The 25,324-nt window shown below is 61.1% G+C and carries 19 protein-coding genes and 1 other RNA gene; 9 read left to right on the forward strand and 11 right to left on the reverse strand.

Features of this window, described 5'->3' with window-relative positions; translation table 11 throughout:
* Positions 1–53: 53 nt before the first annotated feature.
* Genes adeC through PMI16_RS20830 form a run of 3 tightly spaced genes read right to left on the reverse strand, consistent with a single transcriptional unit; the run spans position 54 to position 5,891 of the window.
* A complete protein-coding gene (gene adeC, locus PMI16_RS20820) occupies positions 54–1,508 on the reverse strand; it encodes an AdeC/AdeK/OprM family multidrug efflux complex outer membrane factor (protein ID WP_007883252.1) in 1,455 nt (484 codons plus the stop codon).
* Complete coding sequence (locus PMI16_RS20825) at positions 1,501–4,653, reverse strand: efflux RND transporter permease subunit (protein WP_007883253.1); 3,153 nt, start codon at positions 4,651–4,653, stop codon at positions 1,501–1,503. Before PMI16_RS20825 ends, adeC begins: the two co-directional genes overlap by 8 nt.
* An 11-nt stretch (positions 4,654–4,664) precedes the next feature.
* A complete protein-coding gene (locus PMI16_RS20830) occupies positions 4,665–5,891 on the reverse strand; it encodes an efflux RND transporter periplasmic adaptor subunit (RefSeq protein WP_034381575.1) in 1,227 nt (408 codons plus the stop codon).
* A gap of 414 nt (positions 5,892–6,305) precedes the next feature.
* Between PMI16_RS20830 and PMI16_RS20835 the strand changes: the two genes are divergently transcribed.
* Positions 6,306–6,938, forward strand: a complete 633-nt coding sequence (locus PMI16_RS20835; RefSeq protein WP_034381610.1) for a TetR family transcriptional regulator — start codon at positions 6,306–6,308, stop codon at positions 6,936–6,938.
* Positions 6,939–6,997: 59 nt separating this feature from the next.
* Here PMI16_RS20835 and PMI16_RS20840 read toward each other — a convergent pair whose 3' ends face one another.
* From PMI16_RS20840 to PMI16_RS20860, 5 genes are all read right to left on the reverse strand, one after another.
* A complete protein-coding gene (locus tag PMI16_RS20840) occupies positions 6,998–8,320 on the reverse strand; it encodes a TolC family outer membrane protein (protein WP_007883258.1) in 1,323 nt (440 codons plus the stop codon).
* A 107-nt stretch (positions 8,321–8,427) separates the two neighbouring features.
* Entirely contained in the window at positions 8,428–8,751 is a 324-nt protein-coding gene (locus tag PMI16_RS20845) for a rhodanese-like domain-containing protein (protein WP_007883260.1), read from the reverse strand.
* A 9-nt stretch (positions 8,752–8,760) separates the two neighbouring features.
* Positions 8,761–9,408, reverse strand: a complete 648-nt coding sequence (locus PMI16_RS20850) for a protein-L-isoaspartate O-methyltransferase family protein (RefSeq protein WP_007883266.1) — start codon at positions 9,406–9,408, stop codon at positions 8,761–8,763.
* A gap of 163 nt (positions 9,409–9,571) precedes the next feature.
* Entirely contained in the window at positions 9,572–12,778 is a 3,207-nt protein-coding gene (locus PMI16_RS20855; RefSeq protein WP_007883268.1) for an efflux RND transporter permease subunit, read from the reverse strand.
* A 4-nt stretch (positions 12,779–12,782) separates the two neighbouring features.
* On the reverse strand, positions 12,783–13,955 hold the full coding sequence (locus PMI16_RS20860; RefSeq protein ID WP_007883269.1) for an efflux RND transporter periplasmic adaptor subunit: 1,173 nt from the start codon (positions 13,953–13,955) through the stop codon (positions 12,783–12,785).
* Positions 13,956–14,394: 439 nt separating this feature from the next.
* On the opposite strand from PMI16_RS20860, the gene PMI16_RS20865 reads away from it, so the two are divergent.
* On the forward strand, positions 14,395–15,066 hold the full coding sequence (locus PMI16_RS20865; protein WP_007883270.1) for a hypothetical protein: 672 nt from the start codon (positions 14,395–14,397) through the stop codon (positions 15,064–15,066).
* A 98-nt stretch (positions 15,067–15,164) separates the two neighbouring features.
* Here the strand turns inward: PMI16_RS20865 and PMI16_RS20870 are convergent, their stop codons facing one another.
* The 3 genes from PMI16_RS20870 to PMI16_RS20875 form a co-directional block, all read right to left on the reverse strand.
* Positions 15,165–16,025 carry an IclR family transcriptional regulator gene (locus PMI16_RS20870; RefSeq protein WP_007883271.1) on the reverse strand — a complete coding sequence of 287 codons (861 nt, stop codon included), beginning with the start codon at positions 16,023–16,025 and terminating at the stop codon, positions 15,165–15,167.
* A 133-nt stretch (positions 16,026–16,158) separates the two neighbouring features.
* Positions 16,159–16,234: non-coding RNA, sX9 sRNA (locus tag PMI16_RS25480), on the reverse strand.
* Between the two features lie 61 nt (positions 16,235–16,295).
* Positions 16,296–17,342 (reverse strand): porin, encoded by a 1,047-nt coding sequence (locus PMI16_RS20875; RefSeq protein ID WP_051994695.1) that lies wholly within the window; start codon positions 17,340–17,342, stop codon positions 16,296–16,298.
* 577 nt (positions 17,343–17,919) lie between these two features.
* On the opposite strand from PMI16_RS20875, the gene PMI16_RS20880 reads away from it, so the two are divergent.
* The 7 genes from PMI16_RS20880 (at position 17,920) to PMI16_RS20910 (ending at position 25,225) form a co-directional block, all read left to right on the forward strand.
* Complete coding sequence (locus tag PMI16_RS20880; RefSeq protein WP_007883273.1) at positions 17,920–19,197, forward strand: L-fuconate dehydratase; 1,278 nt, start codon at positions 17,920–17,922, stop codon at positions 19,195–19,197.
* A 42-nt stretch (positions 19,198–19,239) separates the two neighbouring features.
* Positions 19,240–20,016, forward strand: a complete 777-nt coding sequence (locus PMI16_RS20885) for an SDR family oxidoreductase (protein ID WP_007883274.1) — start codon at positions 19,240–19,242, stop codon at positions 20,014–20,016.
* 10 nt (positions 20,017–20,026) lie between these two features.
* Positions 20,027–20,365: an L-rhamnose mutarotase gene (locus PMI16_RS20890; RefSeq protein WP_007883275.1), complete on the forward strand. Its 339-nt coding sequence runs from the start codon at positions 20,027–20,029 to the stop codon at positions 20,363–20,365.
* 82 nt (positions 20,366–20,447) lie between these two features.
* Positions 20,448–22,001: a sugar ABC transporter ATP-binding protein gene (locus PMI16_RS20895; protein WP_007883276.1), complete on the forward strand. Its 1,554-nt coding sequence runs from the start codon at positions 20,448–20,450 to the stop codon at positions 21,999–22,001.
* Between the two features lie 52 nt (positions 22,002–22,053).
* Entirely contained in the window at positions 22,054–23,064 is a 1,011-nt protein-coding gene (locus PMI16_RS20900) for an ABC transporter permease (protein ID WP_085942293.1), read from the forward strand.
* Between the two features lie 227 nt (positions 23,065–23,291).
* The gene (locus PMI16_RS20905; protein WP_007883278.1) at positions 23,292–24,233 is read left to right on the forward strand and encodes an ABC transporter substrate-binding protein; all 942 of its coding nucleotides are present in this window, start codon (positions 23,292–23,294) and stop codon (positions 24,231–24,233) included.
* A gap of 119 nt (positions 24,234–24,352) precedes the next feature.
* Positions 24,353–25,225 carry an amidohydrolase family protein gene (locus PMI16_RS20910; protein WP_007883279.1) on the forward strand — a complete coding sequence of 291 codons (873 nt, stop codon included), beginning with the start codon at positions 24,353–24,355 and terminating at the stop codon, positions 25,223–25,225.
* Positions 25,226–25,324 lie beyond the last annotated feature (99 nt).

The raw sequence follows: 25,324 nt of genomic DNA on the forward strand, positions 1-25,324 counted from the left end.
ACAAAAAAATGCCACCCGTTTGCGCGGGTGGCATGCACGGTGAAGCCTTGTGGTTACTTGCTGCCTGACGACGACGCCACCGTCGTCTCATTCAAGCCGCCGCCCAACGCACGATACAAATCAATCGCGTTATTGAGACGCAACTGACGCGCCTGGATCAGCGCCTGCTGCGCCGAGAACAGATCGCGTTGCGCATCGAGCTGGTCCAGCGAGGAAGCGATGCCGTTCTTGTAGCGCAGGTCGGTCAGGTTCAGACGTTCCTGCTGCGCCTTGAGGAAGGCTTCCTGGGCTTCGATCTGCTCATCCAGCGTTCCACGCGCCACCAGGGCATCGGCGACTTCGCGGAAGGCCGTCTGGATGGTCTTCTCGTAGGTCGCGATCGCTTGGTTCTTGCGCACTTCCGCCAGATCCAGGTTGGCGCTGTTGCGGCCGAAGTCGAAGATCGGCAAGCTCAGTTGCGGTCCATAGGACCATGCGCCCGAACCGGACTCAAACAAGCCGCCCAGCGAACTGCTGGCGCTGCCGAAGGAGCCGGTCAGGCTGATCTTCGGGAAGAAGGCCGCGCGCGCAGCGCCGATGTTGGCGTTGGCGGCCAGCAGCTTCTGTTCTGCCGAGCGGATATCCGGACGACGGGCCAGCAGGTCTGAAGGCACGCCGGCAGGGATGTCGGTAACGATGTTCTGCAGCGACAGATCCTGGCCCGCAGGCAAGTCCTTGACGTTGGTGCCGACCAGCAGCGTCAGTGCATTCTCCGCCTGCGCACGTTGGCGCAGCAGCGTCGCCACCGAGGCGCGGGCGGATTGCACCAGCGTGTCCGACAAGCGCAGGTCCAGCGCCGACGAAGCGCCGACGTCGAAGCGCTTCTTCGCCAGATCGAGGTTGGTCTGGCGGCTTTCCAGCGTTTGTTGCGCCAGTTTCAGTTGCTCTGCATACGAACGTTCCGACAGGTAAGCCTGCGCCACTTGCGACACCAGGCTGATCTGCGCCGATTGCTTGGCTTCTTCGGTCGACAGGTAGGTCGACAGCGCTGCGTCCTTCAGGCTGCGTACACGGCCGAAGAAATCCAGTTCATACGCAGGAATGGCGAGGCCGACTTGGTAGCTCTTGGTGATCATCGGCGCGCCGGTGGTCGACTGGCTGGCCGACAAACGGGTGCGTGATTCGCTGCCGGTGGCATTCAGGGTGGGCAGCAGGTCGGCGCGCGTGATCTGGTATTGCGCGCGTGCTTCTTCGATGTTCAGCACGGCGGTACGCAGGTCCCGGTTGTTTTCCAGTGCGGCCGCAATCAGCGCCTGCAGGCGCTGGTCGGGGAAGAACTGGCGCCAGCCCAGGGTGGCCGCGTCATAGGCGGCCTGGCCCTTGGCGTCGGCCGGATAGCTGCCTGCGACCGGCGCTTGCGGACGCTCGTAGGTCGGCGCCATCGTGCAGCCGGACAGGACGCCGACGACCAGCAGTGCTGCGCTAATCTGACTCAGTTGCATTGAGCGCAGGGTTGGAAACTTAAACATTCTCGTCCTCCACATCGATTTTGTGATGGGCAGCGTCCAGCTTGCGTTGGCGTTCGCTGCCTTTGAAGATTTTGCGCACGACGACGAAGAAGACCGGAACCAGGAACACGGCCAGCACGGTCGCCGTGATCATCCCGCCCATCACGCCGGTACCGATGGCGCGTTGGCTGGCGGAGCCGGCGCCGCTGGCGATGGCCAACGGCAGCACGCCGAGGATGAACGCCAGCGAGGTCATGATGATCGGGCGGAACCGCAGGTGAACTGCTTCCAGCGTCGCTTCGATCAGGCCCATGCCTTGCGCTTGCAAGTCTTTGGCGAACTCGATGATCAGAATCGCGTTCTTCGCCGACAGACCGACCACCGCAATCATGCCGACCTTGAAGTACACGTCGTTAGGCATGGCGCGCAGCGTCACGCCCAGCAGCGCGCCGAGAATACCCAGCGGCACCACCAGCATCACCGCCAGCGGGATCGAGGTGCTTTCGTACAAGGCCGCCAGCACCAGGAACACGGCGATCAGCGACAGCGCATACAGCGCAGGCGCCTGCGAACCGGAGGTCTTTTCTTCCAGCGACTGGCCGGTCCATTCGAAACCGAAGCCGGGAGGCAGCTTGGCGACGAAGGATTCCATCTCCGACATGGCTTCGCCGGTACTGCGGCCGGGTGCTGCGCCGCCGGCGATCTTCATTGCCGGATAGCCGTTGTAGCGGATCAGCTGCACGGGGCCGTTGATCCACTTCGACGTGGTGAAGGCCGAGAACGGCACCATGGTTCCGCCATTGTTGCGGGCGTACAGGCCGGCCAGATCTTCCGGTTGCAGGCGGCGTTTGGCGTCGGCCTGGACGATCACGCGCTGTTGACGACCCTGATTCGGGAAGTCGTTGACGTAGGACGAACCCAAGGCAGTCGACAGCACGCTGTTGATGGTCGAGAACGGCACGCCCAGGGCATTGGCCTTGTCGCGGTCGATGTCCAGTTGCAGCTGCGGCGCATCTTCCAGGCCTTCAGGACGGACGCCTGCGAGCACCTTGCTTTGCGAGGCCATACCGAGGATCTGGTTGCGCGCCTGCACCAATGCGACGTGTCCCAGACCGGCGCGGTCCTGCAGGCGGAAGGTGAAGCCGGTCGCGTTGCCCAGTTCAGGGATAGGCGGCGGGTTCAGCGGGAACACGATCGCATCCTTGATCTGCGAAAAGGCGCCGAATGCCTTGCCGGCAATCGCATCGGCCGATTGCGTCTTGTCGCGCTGGCTCCAGTCCTTCAGCGGCGTGAACACCAGACCGGCATTCTGACCGTTACCCGAGAAGCTGAAGCCGGCAATCGCCACGACGTGTTCGACGGCAGGCTGTTTCAGGTAATAGTCTTCGATCTTCTTGATTACTTCCAGCGTGCGGCCGGTGCTGGCGCCGGCCGGCAACTGCACGTTGGTGATGATGTAGCCCTGGTCTTCGTTCGGCAGGAACGACGCCGGCAGGCGTACATACAGCAAGCCCACGCAGCCGACGATGACGGCATACACGATCATGTAGCGGCCGGTCTTGGTCAGCATCTTGCCGATGAAGCCCTGGTAGCCGGCAGCGGTCTTGTTGAAGCGACGGTTGAACCAGCCGAAGAAGCCGCCCTTTTCATGATGATGGCCTTTTTCGACCGGCAGCAGGATGGTTGCGCACAGCGCCGGCGTCAGCGTGAACGCCATCAGCACCGAGAACACCATCGACGCCACCATCGACAGCGAGAACTGGCGATAGATCGCGCCGACCGCGCCGCCGAAGAAGGCCATCGGAATGAACACCGCGATCAGCACCAGCGTGATGCCGATCAGCGCGCCGGTGATCTGGCCCATCGCCTTGCGGGTTGCATCGCGCGGCGACAGACCTTCTTCGCTCATGATGCGTTCGACGTTTTCCACCACCACGATCGCATCATCGACCAGGATACCGATCGCCAGCACCATGCCGAACATGGTCAGCACGTTGATCGAGAAACCGAACACCAGCAGCGTCGCAAACGTACCCATCAACGCCACCGGCACGACGATCGTCGGGATGATGGTGTAGCGGATGTTTTGCAGGAACAGGAACATCACCAGGAACACCAGCACGATCGCTTCGATCAGGGTCTTGACCACTTCTTCGATCGAGATCTTGACGAACTTGGAGGTGTCGTAAGGGATGGTGTACTTCACGCCGGCCGGGAAATACTTGGACAGCTCTTCCATCTTCTTGTGCACGGCGGTCGCGGTGCCCAGCGCGTTCGCGGTCGGCGACAGCTGCACGCCGATGAACGAGCTCGGCTTGCCGTCGAGGCGGCCGGAAGTGTCGTAGGACTGGCCGCCGACTTCGATGCGGGCGACGTCGCGCATGCGCACCGACGAACCGTCCGCATTGGCGCGCAGGATGATGTTGCCGAACTGTTCCGGACTGGTCAGCTGGCCGTTCACCACCACGGTCGCGGAAATCTGCTGCGAGGTCGGGCTCGGCAGGGCGCCCAGCGTGCCGCCGGCGACCAGCGCATTTTGTGCGGTGATGGCATTCGTCACGTCGGCAGGCGTCAGGCTCAGGCCGATCAGCTTGTTCGGATCAATCCAGATACGCATGGCGCGTTCGGTGCCGAACAACTGTGCCTGGCCGACGCCGGGAACGCGTTTGACTTCGTTCAGGACGTTACGCGACAGATAGTCGCCCAGCGCCACCGGATCCAGTTTGCCATCGGTCGACGACAAGCCGATGAACAGCAGGAAGTTGCTGCGCGACTTGGTGACCTGCACGCCTTGTTGCGTCACGGCTGCAGGCAGACGCGCTTCCACGCGCTTCAAACGGTTCTGCACGTCCACCGCCGCCAGGTCGGCGTTGGTATCCGGCGAGAAGGTCACCGTGATCTGCACCTGGCCGTTGGCCTGGCTTTGCGACTCGATGTATTGCAAGCCGTCGGCGCCGTTCATTTCCTGTTCGATCAGGCTGGTCACCGAATCGTCGAGGGTTTGCGCGGTCGCGCCGGGGTAGGTCGCCGTGACCACGATGGTCGGCGGCGCGATACTCGGATACTGGGCGACCGGCAGGCCGGTAATGGCCAGCGCGCCCGCCAGTATGATGAAGATTGCTAGCACCCACGCAAAAACGGGGCGATCAATAAAGAACTTTCCCATCTGACAGCCTCTTAGTTAGCTTTGGTTGCGGCGTCCTGCTTGGCTGGAGCCGGACCTTGTGCGGCGGCGGGTGCGGCGGCAGCCGCGTCGCCTACAGGGCCCTTCCATGGAACCGGCTTGACCGGTGCGCCCGGCTTGGTCTTCTGCAGGCCTTCGACGATCACGCGGTCGCCGGCTTTCAGGCCGTCGGTGACTACCCAGTTATTGCCTTGCGCAGCGCCGGTCTTGACCGGACGCGCGGCAACCTTGTTGTCGTCGCCGACCACGAATACCGAAGAACCGTTCAGGTCGCGCATGACCGCTTGCTGCGGCACCACGATGGCTTGTTCGTCAATCGCCTGTTCCAGCTTGGCGCGCACATACATGCCCGGCAGCAGGGTGCGGTTCGGGTTGGGGAATTCCGCGCGGATGGTCACGGCGCCGGTCGTCGAATCGACGCTGACGTCAGAGAACAGCAGCTTGCCCGACTGCGGGTAAGTGCGGCCGTCTTCGGTCACCAGCGTGACCTTGGCCTTGTCCTTGCCGACCGTCTTCAACTGGCCGCTGGACATGGCTTGCTGCAGCTTGAGCAGGTCGGTGCTCGATTGTGTCAGGTTGACGTAGATCGGGTCGAGCTGCTGCACGACTGCCAGTTGCGTCGCGTCGCTCTGGCCGACCAGTGCGCCTTCGGTCACCAGCGCGCGGCCGATGCGGCCCGAGATCGGCGACGTCACGGTGGCGTAACCCAGGCTCAGGCCGGCGGTCTGCACGGCTGCCTTGCCGGCGGCGACATCCGCTTCCGCTTGTTTCTGCGCCGCGATGGCGTCGTCATATTCCTGCTTGCTGACGGCGTTGACTTCGACCAGCGGCTTGTAGCGTTGCGCTTTCAGGGTGGCTTGCGTCAGCGTGGCCTGATTCTTGGCCAGCGTGGCTTGCGCGCTGTCGTAATTGGCTTTGAACGTCGCCGGATCGATGCGATACAGCACCTCGCCGGCCTTGACTTCACTACCTTCGCGGAAAGTGCGCTTGAGAATGATGCCGGCGACGCGGGCGCGCACTTCGGCGATGCGGGTCGCTTCCAGGCGGCCCGGCAGCTCGTTGCTGATCGTAATTTGTTGAGGCGCGATGGTGACGACGGACACTTCGCCCGGCGGCATGCCCGCTCCAGGCTGGGCATTCGGTTTTTGACCACAGCCTGCAAAGGCGGCCATCACGGCAACGGTCAGGGTAAGGCGCGTGAAACGACTAACTGAGCTCATAAATATCTCGCACGGTAAGTAAAGTTGAAGCTGCTACAGCAGCGGGTGATTCGAATACGGTCACGAATATGGTCAATACAGCGGGAACTACAGGGGTACAACAGGATGATGCAGAAAGAAAACTGACAGAAAGACAGAAGCAAGAAGATAACGCAAAAATTGTTGCAGTGCAGAAAAGACAGCGGGTAGGGTAAAACTGACAGCGGCTATTGGAATCCGGTGCTATTATACATACATTCTTGTATGTATGTATTGCATTGATGTATCGTAATATTTTGAAGATACATATGGAAACATGCAGATTTTCGCGAAACAGCCTCTTTGTCAAAGGGAATTGCGATTATTTGTCTTTATTGCACAACGATGGTGCGCGGAGATTGTAATGACACCAACTATTTGTCCGGCAGCCTGATCATGGCACGCTCGACCAAGGAAGAAGCCCTCGAAACCCGTTCGCGCATCCTTGATGCTGCGGAGCAGGTATTTTATGAGCGCGGGGTCTCGCACACCTCGCTGGCCGATGTCGCCAAGGCAGCGGATGTCACGCGCGGCGCCATTTACTGGCATTTCAAAAACAAGAGCGATCTGTTCGACGCCATGTGCGATCGGGTGCGCCTGCCGATGGAAGCCATGATGGAAGACAACGCCGATGAGCGCGTCGCCGATCCGCTCGGCGAGTTCATCAAAGGCGGCGTCTATGTGCTCAAGCAAGCCGCCACCGATCCGCGCTGTCGCAAAGTATTCGACATCATCTTCAATAAGTGCGAATTTGTCGACAACAATGATCCGATTCTCATGCGTCAGCGCGAATGCCACATGCAGGGTATGTTGCGCATGGAGCAGATTCTCAAGAATGCCATCGCGCGCGGCCAGCTGGATCCCACGCTGAACATCCGCCGCGCCTGCCTGATGGCGCATGCCATGTTCAGCGGTTTGCTGGCCGACTGGTTCTTCGCGCCCGACAGCTTCGACCTTGAAAAAGAAGCGGAGAACTTGCTCACCGCCTGTATCCACGCCGTCAAGACGGCGCCGACGCTGAGGAACTGATCAGCAGCGATGCAAGCGGCGGTACGGTTGCAGGTTGCCGCTATCCTGCCTTGCTTTCCTTACTGCGCCGGCGGACCCAGCAACCGGTTGACCTGCGCCAGATCCTCTTCCCTCAGGCTGCCGGCGGCCGACTTCAGTTTCAATCCGTTCATCAGCGTATCGTAGCGCGCCTTGGCCAGATCGCGGCGCGTCGAGAACAGCTGTTGCTGCGCGTTCAGCACGTCGATGTTGATGCGCACGCCGACCTGATAACCGAGACGATTCGATTCCAGCGCCGACAGGCTGGAAACCTCGGCGGCCTCATACGCCTTCACCTGCGACAAGCCGTTGCTCACCCCCAGATACGCCTGACGCGCATTGAGCACGGCGGTGCGGCGCGCGTTCTCCAGGTCCGCGCGGGCCTTGTCGGCCAGCGCGATCGACTCGTCGACTTTACTGCTCACGCTGAAGCCGGAATAGAGCGGAATATTCCATTGCACGCCGATCGAGTTGGCGTAGCCGCGACCATTGGTGTAGGGCGTCAGCTGGCTGTTCTGATTGGTGTAATTGCGGCCGACCGCCAGATCGACGGTCGGGTAGTGGCCGGCGCGGTTGCGCTTGATTTCGCTCTGGGCGATTTCCAGCGAAACCTGCTGGGCGACGACGCCGTAGTTCTGCTGCTCCGCGCTGCTGATCCATGGGTCGATCAGGGCCGGTTGCGGCAGGCTCAGTTGTACGTTGGGACGCAGCGTCGACAAGGGCGCCGGCGGCTGGCCGATGATCTGTTGCAGTTTGCTGAGCGCCACTTCCAGATCGTTTTGCGCGGCGATTTCCTGCGCGTTGGCGAGGTCGTAGCGCGCCTGCGCTTCATTGGTGTCGGTAATGGTGGCGGTACCGACGTCGAAGTTGCGCTTGGCCGAGGCCAGCTGTTCCGAGATCGCGATCTTCTGCGCGCGCAGGAAGCTCAGCGCATCTTGCGCGCCCAACACGTCGAAATACGCCTGGCCGACGCGCAGGATCAGATCCTGCTGCGCCTGTGCGAATTGCGCTTCGCTGACGGCGACCGAGAGCTTGCCCTGGCGGTAAGTCTCCCAGTTCGCCATGCGCAGCAGCGGCTGCGTCAGTTGCAGCGTATAGGTGTTGACCGAATTCTGCATCGTGTCGCCGGAGCGTGTGTAGCTGCCGTTGACGCCGACGGTCGGCAGGATGGCGGCACGGCCTTGCGTGATTTTCTCTTCGCCGGCGCGCAGCGAATAACGCGCGCTCTGGTAGACCGGATCGTTGGCCAGCGCTTGCTGGTAAACCTGCACCAGGTCGGCAGCGCGGGCCGATGAGGCCGGCACGCCCGCCAGTGCGGCGGAAACAGCGCCGACGATCAGGGCAGTGGAGAAAATAGGATGCATACGGAGGATTTTCGCGGGGAATAGGTGACAGCCGGATTGGGCTACTCAGGCACTTCGCAGTTCCGGGGAAAATCAAAAAGTCGTCCGACTTCGAACGAATGCGATTCTCAATAAGTCGGCATCGTCGTGTCCACCTGCTTGGCCCAGGCATGGATGCCGCCGGTCAGGTTGGTCACTTTGGCAAAGCCCTGGCGTTCGAGGAAGGCGGCGACTTGCATGCTGCGCGCGCCGTGGTGGCAGATGCACACCACGGGCTGTTCTTCATCCAGTTCGGAAAAGCGGCTGGGAATCGTGTTCATCGGAATCAACTGCGCTGCTGCGATGCTGCAGGTTTCGAATTCCCATGGCTCGCGCACATCCAGCAGCAAAGGTGTCGGACGGTCCGGGTCGGCGATCCAGGCGGCCAGTTCCGGTGCGGTGATGTGCTCCATACAGAATTCCTAGAAAGTGAAGTGAGAATGGGTGCTGGCGGCGTGCAGGGGTTTGGCCAGCAGTTCGAATACATCGACGGTGTCGTAGACCTGGTCGGAGGTGCGGGTGATGACTTGCAGCGACATCACCGGCGCTTCGCCGACGATGGCCAGGACGCGGCCGCCGACCTTGACCTGCTTGAGGAAAGCGTCCGGCAGGAAAGGCAGGGCGCCCGAGACGACGATCACGTCGTATTCGCCTTGCCAGCCCTGCGCACCGTTGCCCAGTTCGACGCTGACGTTGACGACGCCGTTGGCCGACAGGTTCTTTTCGGCCAACGCCTTCAGGTCCGGATCGATTTCAACGGTGGTCACGTGGCGCGCCTTGTAAGCCAGCAGCGCCGCCATGTAGCCGGAGCCGGCGCCGATTTCCAGCACTTGTTCGTGTTTTTTGACGTTGGCTTCCTGCAGGATGCGAGCTTCCACCTTCGGCGCCAGCATGCTTTCGCCGCCCGGCAGCGGGATTTCGGTATCGAAAAACGCCAGGCTGCGGTAAGCGGCGGGAACGAACTCCTCGCGCTTGACCACGGTCAGCAGGTCCAGCACATCTTGCGCCAGCACATTCCAGGGGCGGATTTGCTGTTCGATCATATTGAAACGGGCTTGTTCGATATTCATGGCTTAGGCTCAATAGCGACGTAAAAACAGCATTTTATCAAACACGGCCGCAGCGAGACAGCAGCGGACCGTCGGTTTCCGTTGCTTTCCGGGGCGCGCGGCAGGATTTTTTGCGAGCCGGCAGATGTTTTTCGCTTGCTTTCCGCTTGCAAAAAGGAAATATTCAGGACGCATCCGTATTTTCTCCCTCTTGCGCCTGCTCATGAGCGTGGCCGAACCACTTGCGCTTGACCCAGGCGCCCAGGTCGTCGAGATAGGTATAGGCCACCGGCACCACCACCAGCGTCAGCAGCGACGAGGTGATGATGCCGCCGATCACCGCCTGGCCCATCGGCGCGCGCTGCTCCGATCCTTCGGCAATGCCGAACGCCAGCGGCACCATGCCGAACACCATCGCCAGCGTGGTCATCAGGATCGGACGCAGACGCACGTGGGCGGCTTCCAGCAGCGCCGCGCCGCGTTCCATGCCTTCCTTGCGCGCCTGGTTGGCGAAGTCCACCAGCAGAATCGCGTTCTTGGTCACCAGCCCCATCAGCATGATGAAGCCGATGATCGAGAACATGTTCAAGGTCGAACGGAAGAACATCAGCGCCAGGAACACGCCGATCAGCGTCAGCGGCAGCGACGACATGATGGCGATCGGCTGCAGGAAGCTGGCGAACTGCGACGCCAGGATCATGTAGATGAACACGATCGCCAGCGCCAGCGCGCCCACGGCATAGCCGAAGGATTCGTTCATGCTCTTGGTCGATCCGCCGATCTGGTAGCGATAGCCGGGCGGCCAGTTCATCCGGTCCAGCATGACCTTGATGTCGGCGTTGACCTGTCCGGCCGAGCGGCCGGCGGCGTTGGCCGACAATTCCACTTCGCGGTTCAGGTCGCGCCGGTTGATCTGGTTGGCGCCGACGGTGTTCCTGATCTCCGCCACCTGGCGCAGCGGCACCATGCGCGGCATGCCGTCCGAATTGGTCTGGGTGCTGGCCAGCATCAGCCGCGATAGATCATCCACCGTGTTGCGATCGGTCGGCGACAGGCGCACGTTGACGTCGTAGTTTTCATCGTCGGGCGCGCGCCAGCTGCTGGCGGCTTCGCCGGCCAGCAGCGGACGCAGCGCATTGCCGATCTCCGCCACGCCGATGCCGAGGTCGGAGCCGATGTCGCGCTTGGGTTCGACGGAGATGGTCGGCTTCTGCGCCTTCAGGCTGGAATCCAGATCCACCACGCCGGGAATGGCCAGCAGCTTCTTTTGCACCTCGTCCGACAGTCGCGCCAGTTGATCCAGATCCGACCCCAGCAGGCTGAAGCGCACCTGCTTGTTGTCGCCGCCGACGCCGTCCAGCGTGCCGATGTGCGTCACCGCGATGCCGGCGATCTGCGTCAGGCGCTCGCGCAATTTCGGCGCCAGTTGCGAAGTGCTGAGCTGGCGCTGGTTGCGCGGCTTGAGGCGGATGAATACCGTCGCGTAGTTCTTGCCCTGCGCGTTGCCGGTGTTGACCGTGCTGTAGGTGTCGACCACTTCCGGGAATTGGCGCAGTACGGCTTCCACCTGATGCACCTTGCTTTCGGTCAGTTCCAGCGATGAGCCCACCGGCGTGTAAAAGGTCACGCCGGATTCCGAATAGTCCGCCTGCGGCACGAACTCGGAACCGATCAGCCCGGTCGCCGGCAAGGCGAAACCGGCAATGAAGGTCGCCAGCGCCAGCAGCAGCGTGAGTACGCGATGCCGCAGCGACCATTTCAACAGCCGCTGATACGCCGCCGACAGCCATTGCACCATGCGATCGAACTGGTTCAATACACGGCCGATGGTGCGAGCGTACCAACTGCGTTTGTGTTTCTCGCCGTGCACGTCCGGATCCGGCCAGATCGACGACAGCATCGGATCGAGCGTGAACGACACGAACATCGAGATCAGGACGGCCGCCGTCACCGTCACGCCGAACTGATGGAAGAAGCGTCCGATGATGCCGCCCATGAAGCCCACCGGCAAGAACACCGCGACGATCGAGAAGGTCGTCGCCAGCACCGCCAGGCCGATTTCCTGCGTGCCTTCCAGCGCCGCCATCTTGTGCGTCTTGAACTTGCCGTGCACCTTCATGTCGGCATGGCGCACGATGTTTTCACGCACCACGATCGCATCGTCGATCAGCAGGCCCACGCACAGCGACAGCGCCATCAGCGTGATCATGTTGATCGTGAAACCGAACATGTACATGAACAGGAAAGTACCTATCAGCGCCACCGGCAAGGTCAGTCCGGTGATCACCGTCGAGCGCCACGAATTGAGGAACAGGAACACGATCAGCACCGTCAGCAGCGCGCCTTCGATCAGCGTGCGGCGCACGTTCTCGACGCCGGTGCGGATCTGGCGCGAGCTGTCCTTGATGATCTGCAGGCGCACGCCGGGATAGAGTTTCTGCAGGTTCGGCTCCATGTCCTTGATGGCCTGCTTGAGGCCGTCGGCGACGTCGATGGTGTTCTGGCCCTGCGCCTTGAGGATGTCCAGCGCGAGCGTGCGCTGGCCGTTGTAGAGCGCCAGCGTTTCCTGTTCTTCCTGGCCGTCGACCACGGTGGCGATCTGGTTCAGCGTCACCGGCTGGCCGCCGCGGCGCGCCACGATGATGCGTTTGAAGTCTTCCGGATTCTTGACGCGGCCTTGCACCTGCACGACCTTTTCGGCATCGGCCATGCGGATGGCGCCGGTCGGCAGTTCCTGGTTTTCATTTTTGATTGCATTGATGACCTGATCGACGCCGATGCCGAGCGCCTCCATCTCATTCGGCTTGACGTAAATATTGACCTGGCGCTTGACGCCGCCGACCAGCGTTACCGAGCCGACGCCGCGCACGTTCTCCAGGCGCTTCTTGATGAGCTGGTCGGAGATCGTGGTCAGTTCGCGCAGCGTGCGCGGCCTGGCGTTGGCCGCTTTGGGATCGTTGGTGACCGAGATCGAAAAGATCGGCTGGTCGGCCGGGTCGAAACGCGTGATGCGGGGCTGGTCGACTTCCTTGCGGAAGGCCGCCTGCACCAGCGCCACTTTTTCGCGCACGTCCTGGGCGCCTTGCGCCGGATCGACGGTGAGGTCGAATTCGACGATCACCACCGACAGGCCTTCGTACGAGTGGGAGGTCAGGCTGTTGATGCCGTTGATGGTGTTGACCGATTCTTCGATCTTGCGGGTGACGTCGGATTCGACGTTCTCGGGCGAGGCGCCGGGGTAGGTGGTCTGCACCACCACCACCGGGAAAGTGATGTCGGGAAACTGGTCGACGCGCAGGCGCTGGTAAGAAAACAAACCGAGCACCACGAACGCCATCATCATCATGGTGGCGAGCACGGGGTTGCCGATACTGATGCGGGTGAACCACATGCGCTTATTCCTTTGCCTTGGCCGCTGCTGCAGGCGCTGTTGCCGGCACTGCATCGCCGGTCGCCGGGAAGCGCACCGGCGTGCCGCTGTTGAGGTTGCCGAGGTTGGCCTTGACGATGCGCGCGCCGCTTTGCAGGCCGCTGCTCACTTCGACCGCATTGCCGCGGCTGTCGACGCCGCGCATGCCCAGCGCGACGTCGCGCCGGATCAGCTTGCCGCCTTCGATGGCGTACACATAGGTCTTGTCGCCGTCGGTCTGGATCGCCGTTTGCGGCACCGTCATCACGGCGTCGCGCTTGTCCAGCGTCAGACTGGCGTCGGCGAACATGCCCGCACGCAGCAAGCCCTGCGGATTGTCGATGCGCACGTACACCATGATCGAACGCGAGCCCGACTGCGTCGCCGGATTGATGCGCACCACCTTGCCGCTCACCGCCTGCGGCAGGCCTTCGACCCTCACCAGCACTTCCTGGCCGAGTTTGACCTTCAGGATGTCGGAGGTCGGCACCGGCGCTTCCAGCTCCATCCGGCTCAGGTCGACGACGTCGAGCAGCTTGTTGTCGATCGATATCTTTTCGCCCGGTTCCACCGTGCGGCTGCTGATCATGCCCGTGATCGGCGCCTTGATGACGGTGTCGTTCAGGGCTTTTTGCGCGACGTCCAGCGCGCCGCGCGCGGTATCGACGTTGGCCTTGGCGATGTCGAACTGGCTGGCGGCGTTGTCGAAGGCGTTGCGCGAGATGAAGCCCTTGTCCAGCAGCGCCAGGTTGTTGTCGCGCGTCTTGGTGGCGATGTCGAGCTGGCCGCGCGAGGCGACCAGCGAGCCTCTGGCCTGCTCGAGCTTGGCCTGGTATTCGCTGGTGTCGATGCGGATCAGCACTTGCCCGGCCTGGACCGCTTCGCCGGCGCGCACCAGTACTTCCTTCACCTCGCCGGCGACCTTGGCCTTGACCGAGACCTGGTTCAGCGCGCGCAGCGCGCCCGACAGCGGCAGCACCTGGCGCAGCGGCTCGACGCCGACTTCGATCGTGTCGCTGGGCAGGAATTCGAGTACCTGGGCAGGCTTGGCGACCACGATCGCCGGAGGGCGTTTTCTGGTCGCGAGGAAGGCGACGACGATGATCAGGATCACCAGTCCAATCAGGACCGGGCGGCGTTTCAGGAAGGAAAGAGTCATCAGGTTCGTGTCGGTAAGCTGTTCAGGCGCAGATCGATGAAATGGTGAGGCCAGCCCGTGGCTGCTTGCGGCGCGGATGACGGCGCCGCAACCGGCAATCACGTCGGCGGATTGGAGTTTTTTGCAGGACCGGGCGTTGCCGTCGGTGTGCCCGCGATCGGCCGCGAGTCAGCAATGTAAGTGGCAATAGGCATGTCGTCAAGAAACCTAGGTAAAGATCGGATGCAAGGCAGGGTAAATGCGATGTGTGTTCCGCAACAGCGTTTTGCGACAAACCGACAATCGGCAGGATTGAAGGGGTGAAATACCTCAGCTTCTTGCGTAGAAAAGGTGAAAGCCTTTTACAATAGTGGCGTCCGCCGTTTGTCTTTAGTTGATATTTCGGCAATTATTCGCGCAAGTTGAGCCACCGGACGTCGTATTCCGCAGGAGCGCCGCAATGCAAAACATCAGCAACCAATTCTTCGTCAACAACGCCGCCGCGGCCAATGCTGCGAAGGCTTACGCCAAGAACAACGATATCGGTTTCGCCCAGTTGATGACCGCCCGCAATACGGGCGTCGACGGACTGGTCAATCCGATGCGTCCTGACGTCAGTCCGGCGCTGACGATGGCGCTGAGCGGCCTGGTCGGTTCGTATGGCATCAACGTGCCGCCCAAGCTGCGGATCTTTTCGACGAAAAAGGGCTTCAAGCTGGAAGAGGGCGATGAGCGCGGCGGCAAGTTCGAGATGCTGCTCAACGATCACACCGGCGTTTCCGATCTGCTGGCGCAGGCGCAGACGCAGGCGCTGGCTTCGCGCGATGAGGCGATGCAATCGGCCATCGAGACCTTCACCAAGGGCAATGCGTCGGGCTACGACATGAATGGTTTCCTGACCGAGTTCAAGGAAAACGAAAAGCCGCGCGCCGTCAGCATCGTCTACGATGGCAACAGCACGCAGGTGGAAGAGCTGGAAGGCAAGAACTGGCGTCCGATCAAGAACGAATCGGATTTCATGGCCGACCTGGTCAAGGCGTATACCCGCTATTCGCTGACGCAGGATGCCACGGAAGTGCATGAAGCCAAGAAGGCGAAGAATTCGCTGGTGTCGCTACCCGTGGGAAAATAAGCTGCCGAAGACGCGCACGATGTCCGCCTTCATTCACACCTTCGTACATGAAAAAGCCAGGCATTGCCTGGCTTTTTTGTTGTCGCGGTCTGCTCAACTCAACTGCCGAAGCTGCTGCTGCCCATCAGCTTGGACAGCCGTGCAGAGATTTCCTGCACGATGTTCTGCACTTCATCGAGGCTGGGATTGACCTTCTTGTCGATGCGTTCGATGTAAGGGATGTTGAGCGCCGCCAGCATGCGGTCGTTGGCGCCCAGCACCGGATAGGACAGATTCACCACGCCGCGGATCTGGCGGCTTTCCATGCGCGAATAGCCGCGCTCCTGGGTTTCCGCGATCTGGCGCAGCAACTGCGCATGATCGATTTCCTGTTCGCCATCCATGCGCACGTGCGCCGCCAGCATGCGGCCGCGCTCGGCTTCATCGCGGAACGACAGCAACACGTGGCCGGAGGCGGTGTCGGTCAGGCTCACCAGCGCGCCGACCTTGAGGCCGAACGCCCAGCGTTCCGGGCTGTCGACCTGCGCCACCACGATCACGCGACCCGCTTCATAGACGGTGAGATGGGTCGACTGCATGGTCCGGTTCGCCAGCTCGCGCATATGCGGCAAGGCGGTGCTCACCAGCGAGCGGATCGGCTGGTGATAATGCGCCAGCTCGAACAGTTTCAGCGAGAGGCGGTATTGGTCGTTGTCGGCGATCAGGTAACCGCGCTGTTCCAGCGTCACCACCATGCGGAAGATTTCATTGACGCTGCGCCCCAGTTGCTTGGAAATCTGATTGAGCGTCAGCATTTGCTCGGCCTTGCTGAGCAATTCCAGGATATCGAGACCTTTGTCCAGCGCCGGCGCCGCATAGCGCGCCTTGCCCGCATCGGCGGCGCTGTCGTTGGCGGAAACATCTTCCGCAACACCGGTATTCAGGTCCGCGTCGGGCACGATTTTCTTGGTTCTTGGCATGGCTGGCCTGATGGAAGATGACACCGCGCACCCGGCTGGGTTTGCGCAAATTCGAATTATTTCGCATTTTATCTCTGAAACCGACATTCATGAGTGCCGGTTTCAGAGAGATGGGGCTCAGCAAATCCAAATCTGTTCATGGGCCGTAGCGAGAGGCCGTCAGCTGGCGCCGACCGGAGCGCAGGGACCGGAGTGTACTTGTAGTACACGAGGATCCCGAGCACCGTACGGCGTCAGATCACGGCCTCGCAGTAGGCCCATGGACAGATTTTAGAAGGAGTGGCTGATGCCGGCGTATGCGCCGTTTTGATTTTGCCCCGGCAACGGATTGTTATTGGTCGCCTCCACCGAGAAGTTGGCATTGCTGCTGTTACGCACCGTACCCGCACCCACATATAACAAGGTGCGCTTGGACAGGGAGTAATTCGCGCCGGCCATGAACAGATTGGCGTTGCCGCCGCCCTTGTTGACGTTCACGCGGAACACCGAGCCGATCAGCGTCAGCGCCGGCGTCACCTGATAGTTCGCGCCGACCCAGTAATGATTGGCCTTGTCCGATGCCGTCGCGGCAGCATCGGGCGCGCGCAGGTTTTCATAACCGGCGAACAGCTTGAGCTTGTCGATCGTCAGCGTGCCGCCGAGGATCAGTTCCTTGGAGGTGTCGAAGACATCGACAAAGCGGCCGTTGGCGTCGCGCACCACGTCATAGATGGCGCGCAATTCGACGGTCTGGTTGGCATAGACCAGCGAGACGCCGTCCTTGCGCTTTTTGGTGAGCGAACCGGCCTGTTCGCCGAGGCTGGTTTGCACCGTCGCGTTGAAACCGCCCCAGGTCGGCGTCTGGTATTCGATCACATTGTCGGCGCCTTGCCAGTTGCGGCCGCGCACCAGCGTCGCCGTGCCGATGAACTGCTGCCCGGTCGGGTCGAGGAACCAGATGTCGTTGTCGATGAACAGGTTCTTGCCGAGTTTGAGCGAACCGGCGCTGCCGGCCAGGCCGACGTAAGAGCGGCGATTGAACAGCGCGCTGCCGTTGGTCGAACCCTTGGTGGCGTCAAAACCCGACTCCAGCAGGAAGAAGGCGCTCAATCCGGCGCCCAGGTCTTCCGTACCCTTGAAGCCGATCATGCTGGTGCCCCACTGGTTGCCGGAAGCGCGCCACAGACTGCCGCTGCCGCCGCCGGTGGTGGCGACGTTGGACTGGTAGTCCACGCCGGCATCGACGCGACCGTAGATGGTGACGCTGCTTTGCGCGTGCGCGCCGCCTGCCGCCAGGCCGGCGAGACCCAGCAAGGCGCCGGCGACGGCGCGCGTCATTTTCTTGTTGATGAAGGTGTTCAGCCCATGGGTGTTGCGTGTGGTATGCGTAGTTGTCTGCATGAGAATCTCCGAGTTTATGGTTGTTGTTTTGCTTGTTTTGTTTTCTGCTTTTTCTGCTTATAGGCACGGACCTGACAAGACGAACGGTCCGCGGTGATGCGTGGCGTGTCGGTGATGGTGGCGGTTTCCTCCTGTCAATTTTTTAATTTCATTTGTAAAATGATTTTTTATTTTATTGAATCGTGAAAATCGTGCTGTTCTGCGATCTCCATTTAGATATCTATTCGATATAAGTTGGTTATCACTTCGCACTACACGAATGCAATGTAGCGTTCAGCGACTGGATATTAGCAAAGTAAACTCAAATATAAAATTAAATTTTATTGATGAATTTAAAACTGCGTGTGATAATCGCCACACAGTAAAAGACAGGGTCTGCATCAGCGCTCGTCAAAAAGAAGCGCCGCGGGCTGCAACGGAGACAGGAATGCCGCTTGCCGGGATGGCGCGCCGCCGTGCGCGTCCGCCGCAACGGATCACAACGGATTTCCCTCCATCACCTTTGACAGAGACGATGACCAAGATCACCTCCATGCGCGTACTGGACGTACGTTTCCCGACCTCCAAGACCCTTGACGGCTCCGATGCCATGAATCCGGATCCGGATTATTCGGCCGCTTACGTCATCCTCGAAACCGACCAGGCCGGCCTCGCAGGCCACGGCCTGACCTTCACCATCGGCCGCGGCAACGAGATCTGCTGCGCCGCCATCCAGGCCATGGAGCATCTGGTGGTCGGCCTCGACCTCGACTGGGTCAGTGCAGACATGGGCCGTTTCTGGCGCTACATCACCTCCGACAGCCAGTTGCGCTGGATCGGACCGGACAAGGGCGCCATCCACCTCGCCACCGGCGCAGTCGTCAACGCCGTGTGGGATCTGTGGGCCAAGGCCGAAGGCAAGCCGCTGTGGAGACTGGTCGCCGACATGTCGCCGGAAGAATTGGTGCGCTGCATCGACTTCCGTTACATCACCGACTGCATCACACCGGAAGAAGCGCTGGCGCTGTTGCGCGCACAGGCGCCGGGCAAGGCCGAGCGCATCCGCCTGCTGGAGCAGAACGGTTATCCCTGCTACACCACCTCGGCCGGCTGGCTCGGCTATGACGACGCCAAGCTGCGCCGCCTGTGCAAGGAAGCCATCGATGGCGGTTTCAACCACATCAAACTCAAGGTCGGCCGCGATCTCGCCGACGACAAGCGCCGCGTCACCATCGCGCGCGAGGTCATCGGCCCCGATCGTCACCTGATGATCGACGCCAACCAGGTGTGGGAAGTCGACCAGGCCATCGCTTGGGTCAACGAACTGGCTTTCGCCAAACCATGGTTCATCGAAGAGCCGACCAGCCCGGACGACGTCGAAGGCCACCGCAAGATTCGCGCAGGCATCGGCGCGGTCAAGGTCGCCACCGGCGAGATGTGCCAGAACCGCGTGCTGTTCAAGCAATTCATCATGCGCGGCGCGATCGACGTGGTGCAGATCGACTCTTGCCGTCTCGGCGGCGTCAATGAAATCCTCGCGGTCATGCTGATGGCCGCCAAATACAAGTTGCCGGTCTGCCCGCACGCCGGCGGCGTCGGCTTGTGCGAATACGTGCAGCATCTGTCGATGATCGACTACGTCTGCATCGCCGGCACCACCGAAGGACGCGTGACCGAATACGTCGATCACCTGCACGAGCACTTTATCGATGCCTGCGTGGTCAAAGGTGCAGCGTACATGCCGCCGGCCGCGCCGGGTTTTTCGATTACGATGAAGCCCGAGTCGCTGGAGCAATATCGCTTCCGAGGTTGATCAAAAGACAAGAAAAAAATAAACAGCAGACGGAGACAAGACGTGGATTTACATCTGAAAGACAAGGTCGTGATCGTGACCGGCGGCGCCTCCGGCATCGGCGGCGCGATCTCGCTGCAATTGGCGAGCGAGGCTGCGATCCCGGTTGTATTCGGCAAGAGCCCGCCCGCCGATGCGTTCAAGGAACAGTTGCTGAAGTTGCAACCGAAGGCGCGCTTCTTCCTGCTCGACCTGACCGATGAAGACAAGTGCAAACAGGCCGTCGCGGAAACGGTGCGCGAATTCGGCCGTCTTGATGGCCTCGTCAACAACGCCGGCATCAACGACAACGTCGGCCTCGACGCCGGCCGTGACGCCTTCATGCAATCGCTGGAAAAAAACCTGATCCACTATTACGTCATGGCGCACTATTGCGTGCCGCACCTCAAGGCCACGCGCGGCGCCATCGTCAACGTCTCTTCCAAGACCGCCGTCACCGGCCAGGGCAACACCAGCGGCTACTGCGCATCGAAAGGCGCGCAACTCTCGCTCACGCGCGAATGGGCGGCGGCGCTGGCCAACGACGGCGTGCGCGTCAATGCGCTGATTCCCGCCGAAGTGATGACGCCGTTGTACGAAAGATGGATTTCCAGTTTCGACAATCCGCAAGAGAAGCTCGCCGCCATCACCGGCAAGATCCCGCTCGGCAAACGCTTCACGACCTCGGAAGAAATGGCCGACACCGCCGTCTTCCTGTTGTCGGATCGCGCCGCGCACACCACCGGCCAATGGGTGTTCGTCGATGGCGGCTACACGCATCTCGACCGCGCGTTGACGTAAGGGGCGACCAATGCGCTACTGCCTGGCACTCGACCTGAAAGACGACGCCGCCCTGATCGCGCGCTATGAAGAACATCATCGCAAAATCTGGCCCGAGATCGCCGCCCATCTGCGCGCCAACGGCGTGACGGGAATGGAGATCTATCGTCTCGGCACGCGCATGATGATGGTCATGGAAACCGACGACGCCGTCTACGACGCAGCAGCCATGGCGCGGGCCATGCAGGACGACCCCAAGGTGCAGGAATGGGAAGCATTGATGTGGCAGTTCCAGGCGCCGACGCCATGGACGTCGCAAGGAGAGAAATGGGTGCCGATGGCGAAGATCTTCGATCTCGGCAATCAGTGAGGTAAGTGAACCTGGCGCAGTACCGAAATACACAACACAGCCAATCAATATAACAAGGCTGGTTTGCATCAACGAGGCAGGCATGCAATCAGAACAAACAGAGACCGCAAACGAATCGGGATGCCTGATCCGCTTGCGCAACGTGACCAAACGCTTCCCCGGCGTGCTGGCGCTGGACAATTGCCGGCTGGATTTGCTGCCCGGCGAAGTCCATGCGCTCATGGGCGAGAACGGCGCCGGCAAATCGACGCTGATGAAGATTTTGTCCGGCGTGTATCAGAAGGACGAAGGCCAGATTTTCGTCGACGGCAAGGAAGTTGCCATCGACGGCCCGCGCGCGGCGCAAGAACTCGGCATCGGCATCATCCATCAGGAACTCAACCTGATGAATCATCTCAGCGCCGCACAAAACATCTTCATCGGCCGCGAGCCGCGCGGCCGTTTCGGCGTGTTCCTCGACGAAGAACAGCTCAATCGCCAGACCGCCGAAATCTTCGAGCGCATGCGCCTCAAGCTTGACCCGCGCACCAAGGTCGGCGAACTCACCGTCGCCAAGCAGCAGATGGTGGAAATCGCCAAGGCGCTGTCCTTCAATTCGCGCGTGCTGATCATGGACGAACCGACCGCCGCGCTCAACAACGCCGAGATCGACGAACTGTTCCGCATCATCCGCGACCTGCAAGCGCAGGGCGTCGGCATCGTCTATATCTCGCACAAGATGGATGAGCTGCGCCGCATCTCCAACCGCGTCACGGTGATGCGCGACGGCAAATACATCGCCACCGTGCCGACCGAAGAAACGCCGATCGACACCATCATCGGCATGATGGTCGGCCGCCAGCTCGACAGCGCCGGTCCGGTCGTCGCCAATGCCGGCGACAACAAAGTCGTGCTGGAAGTCAAGGGATTGACGCGCGGCCATGCGATCCGTGACGTCAGCTTTCAGCTGCGCAAGGGCGAGATCCTCGGTTTCGCCGGCCTGATGGGCGCGGGCCGCACCGAAGTGGCGCGCGCGATTTTCGGCGCCGATCCGCTGGAGGCCGGCGAGATCTTCATCCACGGCGGCAAGGCCGTGATCAGGTCGCCGTCCGACGCCGTCGCGCACGGCATCGGCTACTTGTCGGAAGACCGCAAGCACTTCGGCCTGGCCACCGGCCTTGATGTGAAGGCCAACGTGGTCATGTCGAGCATGAACCGCTTTCTGAAGAAGGGTCTGTTCCTCGACCAGGCGGCGATTCGCAGCACGGCGCAAAGCTACGTGCGCCAGCTCGCCATCAAGACGCCGTCCATCGATCAGCCTGCGCGCCTGCTGTCCGGCGGCAACCAGCAAAAGATCGTGATCGCCAAGTGGTTGCTGCGCGACTGCGACATCCTGTTTTTCGACGAACCGACGCGCGGCATCGACATCGGCGCCAAGAGCGAGATCTACAAACTGCTCAACACCCTGGCGGAACAAGGCAAGGCCATCGTCATGATTTCTTCCGAACTGCCCGAAGTGCTGCGCATGAGCCACCGCGTGCTGGTCATGTGCGAAGGCCGCATCACCGGCGAGCTCAGCGCCGCCGAAGCCTCGCAGGAAAAGATCATGCAACTGGCGACGCAGCGTCCTTCCGCTGTCGCGACTCCCACCCATTGAAGAGACGACCATGGCAAATACTCCCAATCCACTGTCGCAAACGAACCTGACCATGACATCCACAGCCAATTCCGAACCCGGCGCCGGCAGCCTGCGCGCGCGCCTGTTCCATCCCTCCACGCGGCAAAAACTGCTGGCCTTCGCCAGCCTGCTGGCGCTGGTCGTGTTCTTCAGCATCGCCAACGACAACTTCCTGCAGGTCGACAATCTGGTCAGCATCCTGCAGTCGACCGCCGTCAACGGCGTGCTGGCGATCGCGTGTACTTTCGTCATCATCACCGCCGGCATCGACCTGTCGGTCGGCACCATGATGACTTTCTGCGCGGTCATGGCAGGCGTGTTCCTGACTTACTGGGGTTTGCCGATTTACTTCGGCATCTTCGCCGCGATCTTCTTCGGCGCATTGTGCGGCTGGACCTCCGGCATGCTGATCGCCAAGCTCAAGGTGCCGCCCTTCATCGCCACGCTGGGCATGATGATGCTGTTGAAGGGCCTGTCGCTGGTGATCTCCGGCACCAAGCCGATCTACTTCAACGACACGCCGTCGTTCTCGCAAATCTCGCAAGAGTCGCTGATCGGCGACCTGATTCCGGCGCTGCCGATTCCCAATGCCGTGCTGATCCTGTTCCTGGTTGCCATCGGCGCCGGCATCATCCTCAACAAGACCGTGTTCGGCCGCTATACCTTCGCACTCGGCAGCAACGAAGAAGCGTTGCGCCTGTCCGGCGTCAAGGTCGATTTCTGGAAGGTCGTGGTCTACACCGTCAGCGGCGCCATCTGCGGCATCGCCGGCCTGCTGATCGCTTCGCGCCTGAACTCGGCGCAACCGGCGCTGGGCCAGGGTTATGAGCTGGATGCGATCGCGGCGGTCGTGATCGGCGGCACTTCGCTGTCGGGCGGCACCGGCACCATCCTCGGCACCATCATCGGCGCGTTCATCATGAGCGTGCTGATCAACGGTCTGCGCATCATGTCGGTGGCGCAGGAGTGGCAAACCGTGGTCACCGGCGTGATCATCATTCTGGCGGTCTATATGGATATCTTGCGCCGTCGCCGGCAATAAAAGAAAGTTGGGAAATTTCCTTACCCCGTAATGCCTTTCAGTTAAGTCTATTTTCCTCGCCGTCGTCCCGGCGAACGCTGGGACCCAGTGTCGTGAAGACGGTCAATACGACGCTGGGTCCTGACTTTCGTCAGGACGACAGTCAAAGAGGACAATGATATTCAAACTCAGCTGAACGGCATTAGCCTTACCCCCGCTGTTTTTACACTCATCAAGGAGACTTAAAAATGATAAAGAGAAGAGCACTCAACATTGCCATCGGTTTGACTTTCGCCATGGGCCTGGGCAGCGTCGCGCACGCCGAAGACATCTACATCCCGCTGATTTCCAAGGGCTTCCAGCATCAGTTCTGGCAAGCCGTGAAGGCCGGCGCCAACCAGGCTGCGGCCGACTACAAGGTCAAGGTGACTTTCGAAGGTCCGGAAACCGAAGCCATGGTCGACAAGCAGATCGACATGCTGTCCGCCGCGCTGGCAAAGAAACCGCAAGCGATCGGCTTTGCCGCGCTCGACAGCAAGGCCGCGCTGCCGCTGCTGAAGAAGGCGCAGGCCGCCAAGATTCCGGTCGTCGCCTTTGACTCCGGCGTCGACAGCGACATCCCGGTCACCACCGCCACCACCGACAACAAGGCTGCCGCCGCACTGGCCGCCGACAAGATGGCCGAGCTGATCGGCAAGGAAGGCGAAGTCGCCGTGGTCGCCCACGACCAGACCAGCCGTACCGGCATCGACCGTCGCGACGGCTTCGTCGATCGCATGAAGTCGGCCTATCCGAAGATCAAGATCGTCAGCATCCAGTACGGCGCAGGCGACCAGTTGAAGTCGACCGAAGTCACCAAATCCATCCTGCAAGCCTATCCGAAGCTCAAGGGCGCTTTCGGCACCAATGAAGGTTCGGCCATCGGCGTGCTGAACGGCGCCAGGGAAATGAAGCGCAAGGTCGTCATCGTCGGCTTCGACTCCGGCAAGCAACAGAAGGATGCGATCCGCGACGGCCAGATGGCCGGCGCGATCACGCAAAATCCTGTCGGCATCGGCTACAAGACCGTCGAAGCGGCCGTGAAGGCGCTCAAGGGCGAGAAGCTGCCGAAGATCATCGACACCGGTTTTTACTGGTACGACAAGAGCAACATCGCCGATCCGAAGATTGCGGCCGTGTTGTACGACTGATCTGCAGCTAGTCACTCAGATCGTCGCGTGATCAATTGAGGATCCGATGCCGGTCTGTATTCGCATGATGTGTGGATGCAGGCCGGCATTTTTATTTCACGTTTTTAATCAATCAAGCCATGACACCGCGCATCGACGCTCATCAGCATTTCTGGCGCTATCGCGCTGAGGATTATCCTTGGATAGGCGCCGGCATGGACGTGCTCGGGCAAGACAAGTTGCCGGCCGACCTGCAACCTATCCTGCACGACCACCGGATCGCCGCCACCATTGCCGTGCAGGCGCGATCGGGCCGCGAAGAGACCCGCTTCCTGCTCGGCCTGGCGAAAGACACCCCCTGGATCGCCGGCGTCGTCGGCTGGGAAAACCTCGCCGTCGCCGATCTCGGCGAGCGTCTGTCCGAATGGCATGCCGGCGACAAGCTGGTGGGATTCCGCCATCAGGTGCAGGACGAAGCCGACGCGCGCGCCTTCCTTGAAAGCACCGATTTCAATCGCGGCGTCGCCTTGTTGCAAGCGAAGAACTACGTGTACGACGTGCTGGTGTTCGAGCATCAACTGGCCGACACGCAAGTGTTTTGCGCGCGCCACGACAAGCACTGGCTGGTGCTGGACCATCTCGGCAAACCGGCGCTGCGTGAATTTGCGAAAGATGACGCGGCATTGAAGCGCTGGAAAAAGGAATTGCTGGCGCTCGGCAAGTTGCCGCACGTCGCCTGCAAATTGTCGGGACTGGTGACCGAAGCCGACTGGCAAACCGGCCTGCAGCAAAACGACTATGAGCATATCCGCATCTGCCTCGATACCGCGCTGGAGGCATTCGGGCCGCAGCGCCTGATGTTCGGTTCGGACTGGCCGGTGTGTCTGCTGGCGGCCTCCTACGACAAGGTCGCGGCGGTGATTGCGGACTGGGCTGAATCGAATCTCGGCCAGGACGAGCAGGCGAGTCTGTGGGGCGGTACGGCAGTGCGTTGCTACGGCATCGCTGCCTAGGGCCTGTTCACATTAAATCTACGAGATGCGTTGCCGCCAGAAAGCGTGCTGGCAAGGCGCGTGGCGTAGCAGGTGGTGGGCCCACCTGCAAGCCATGCA

It is taken from the genome of Herbaspirillum sp. CF444, from assembly GCF_000282135.1.
GTDB lineage: Bacteria > Pseudomonadota > Gammaproteobacteria > Burkholderiales > Burkholderiaceae_D > Herbaspirillum.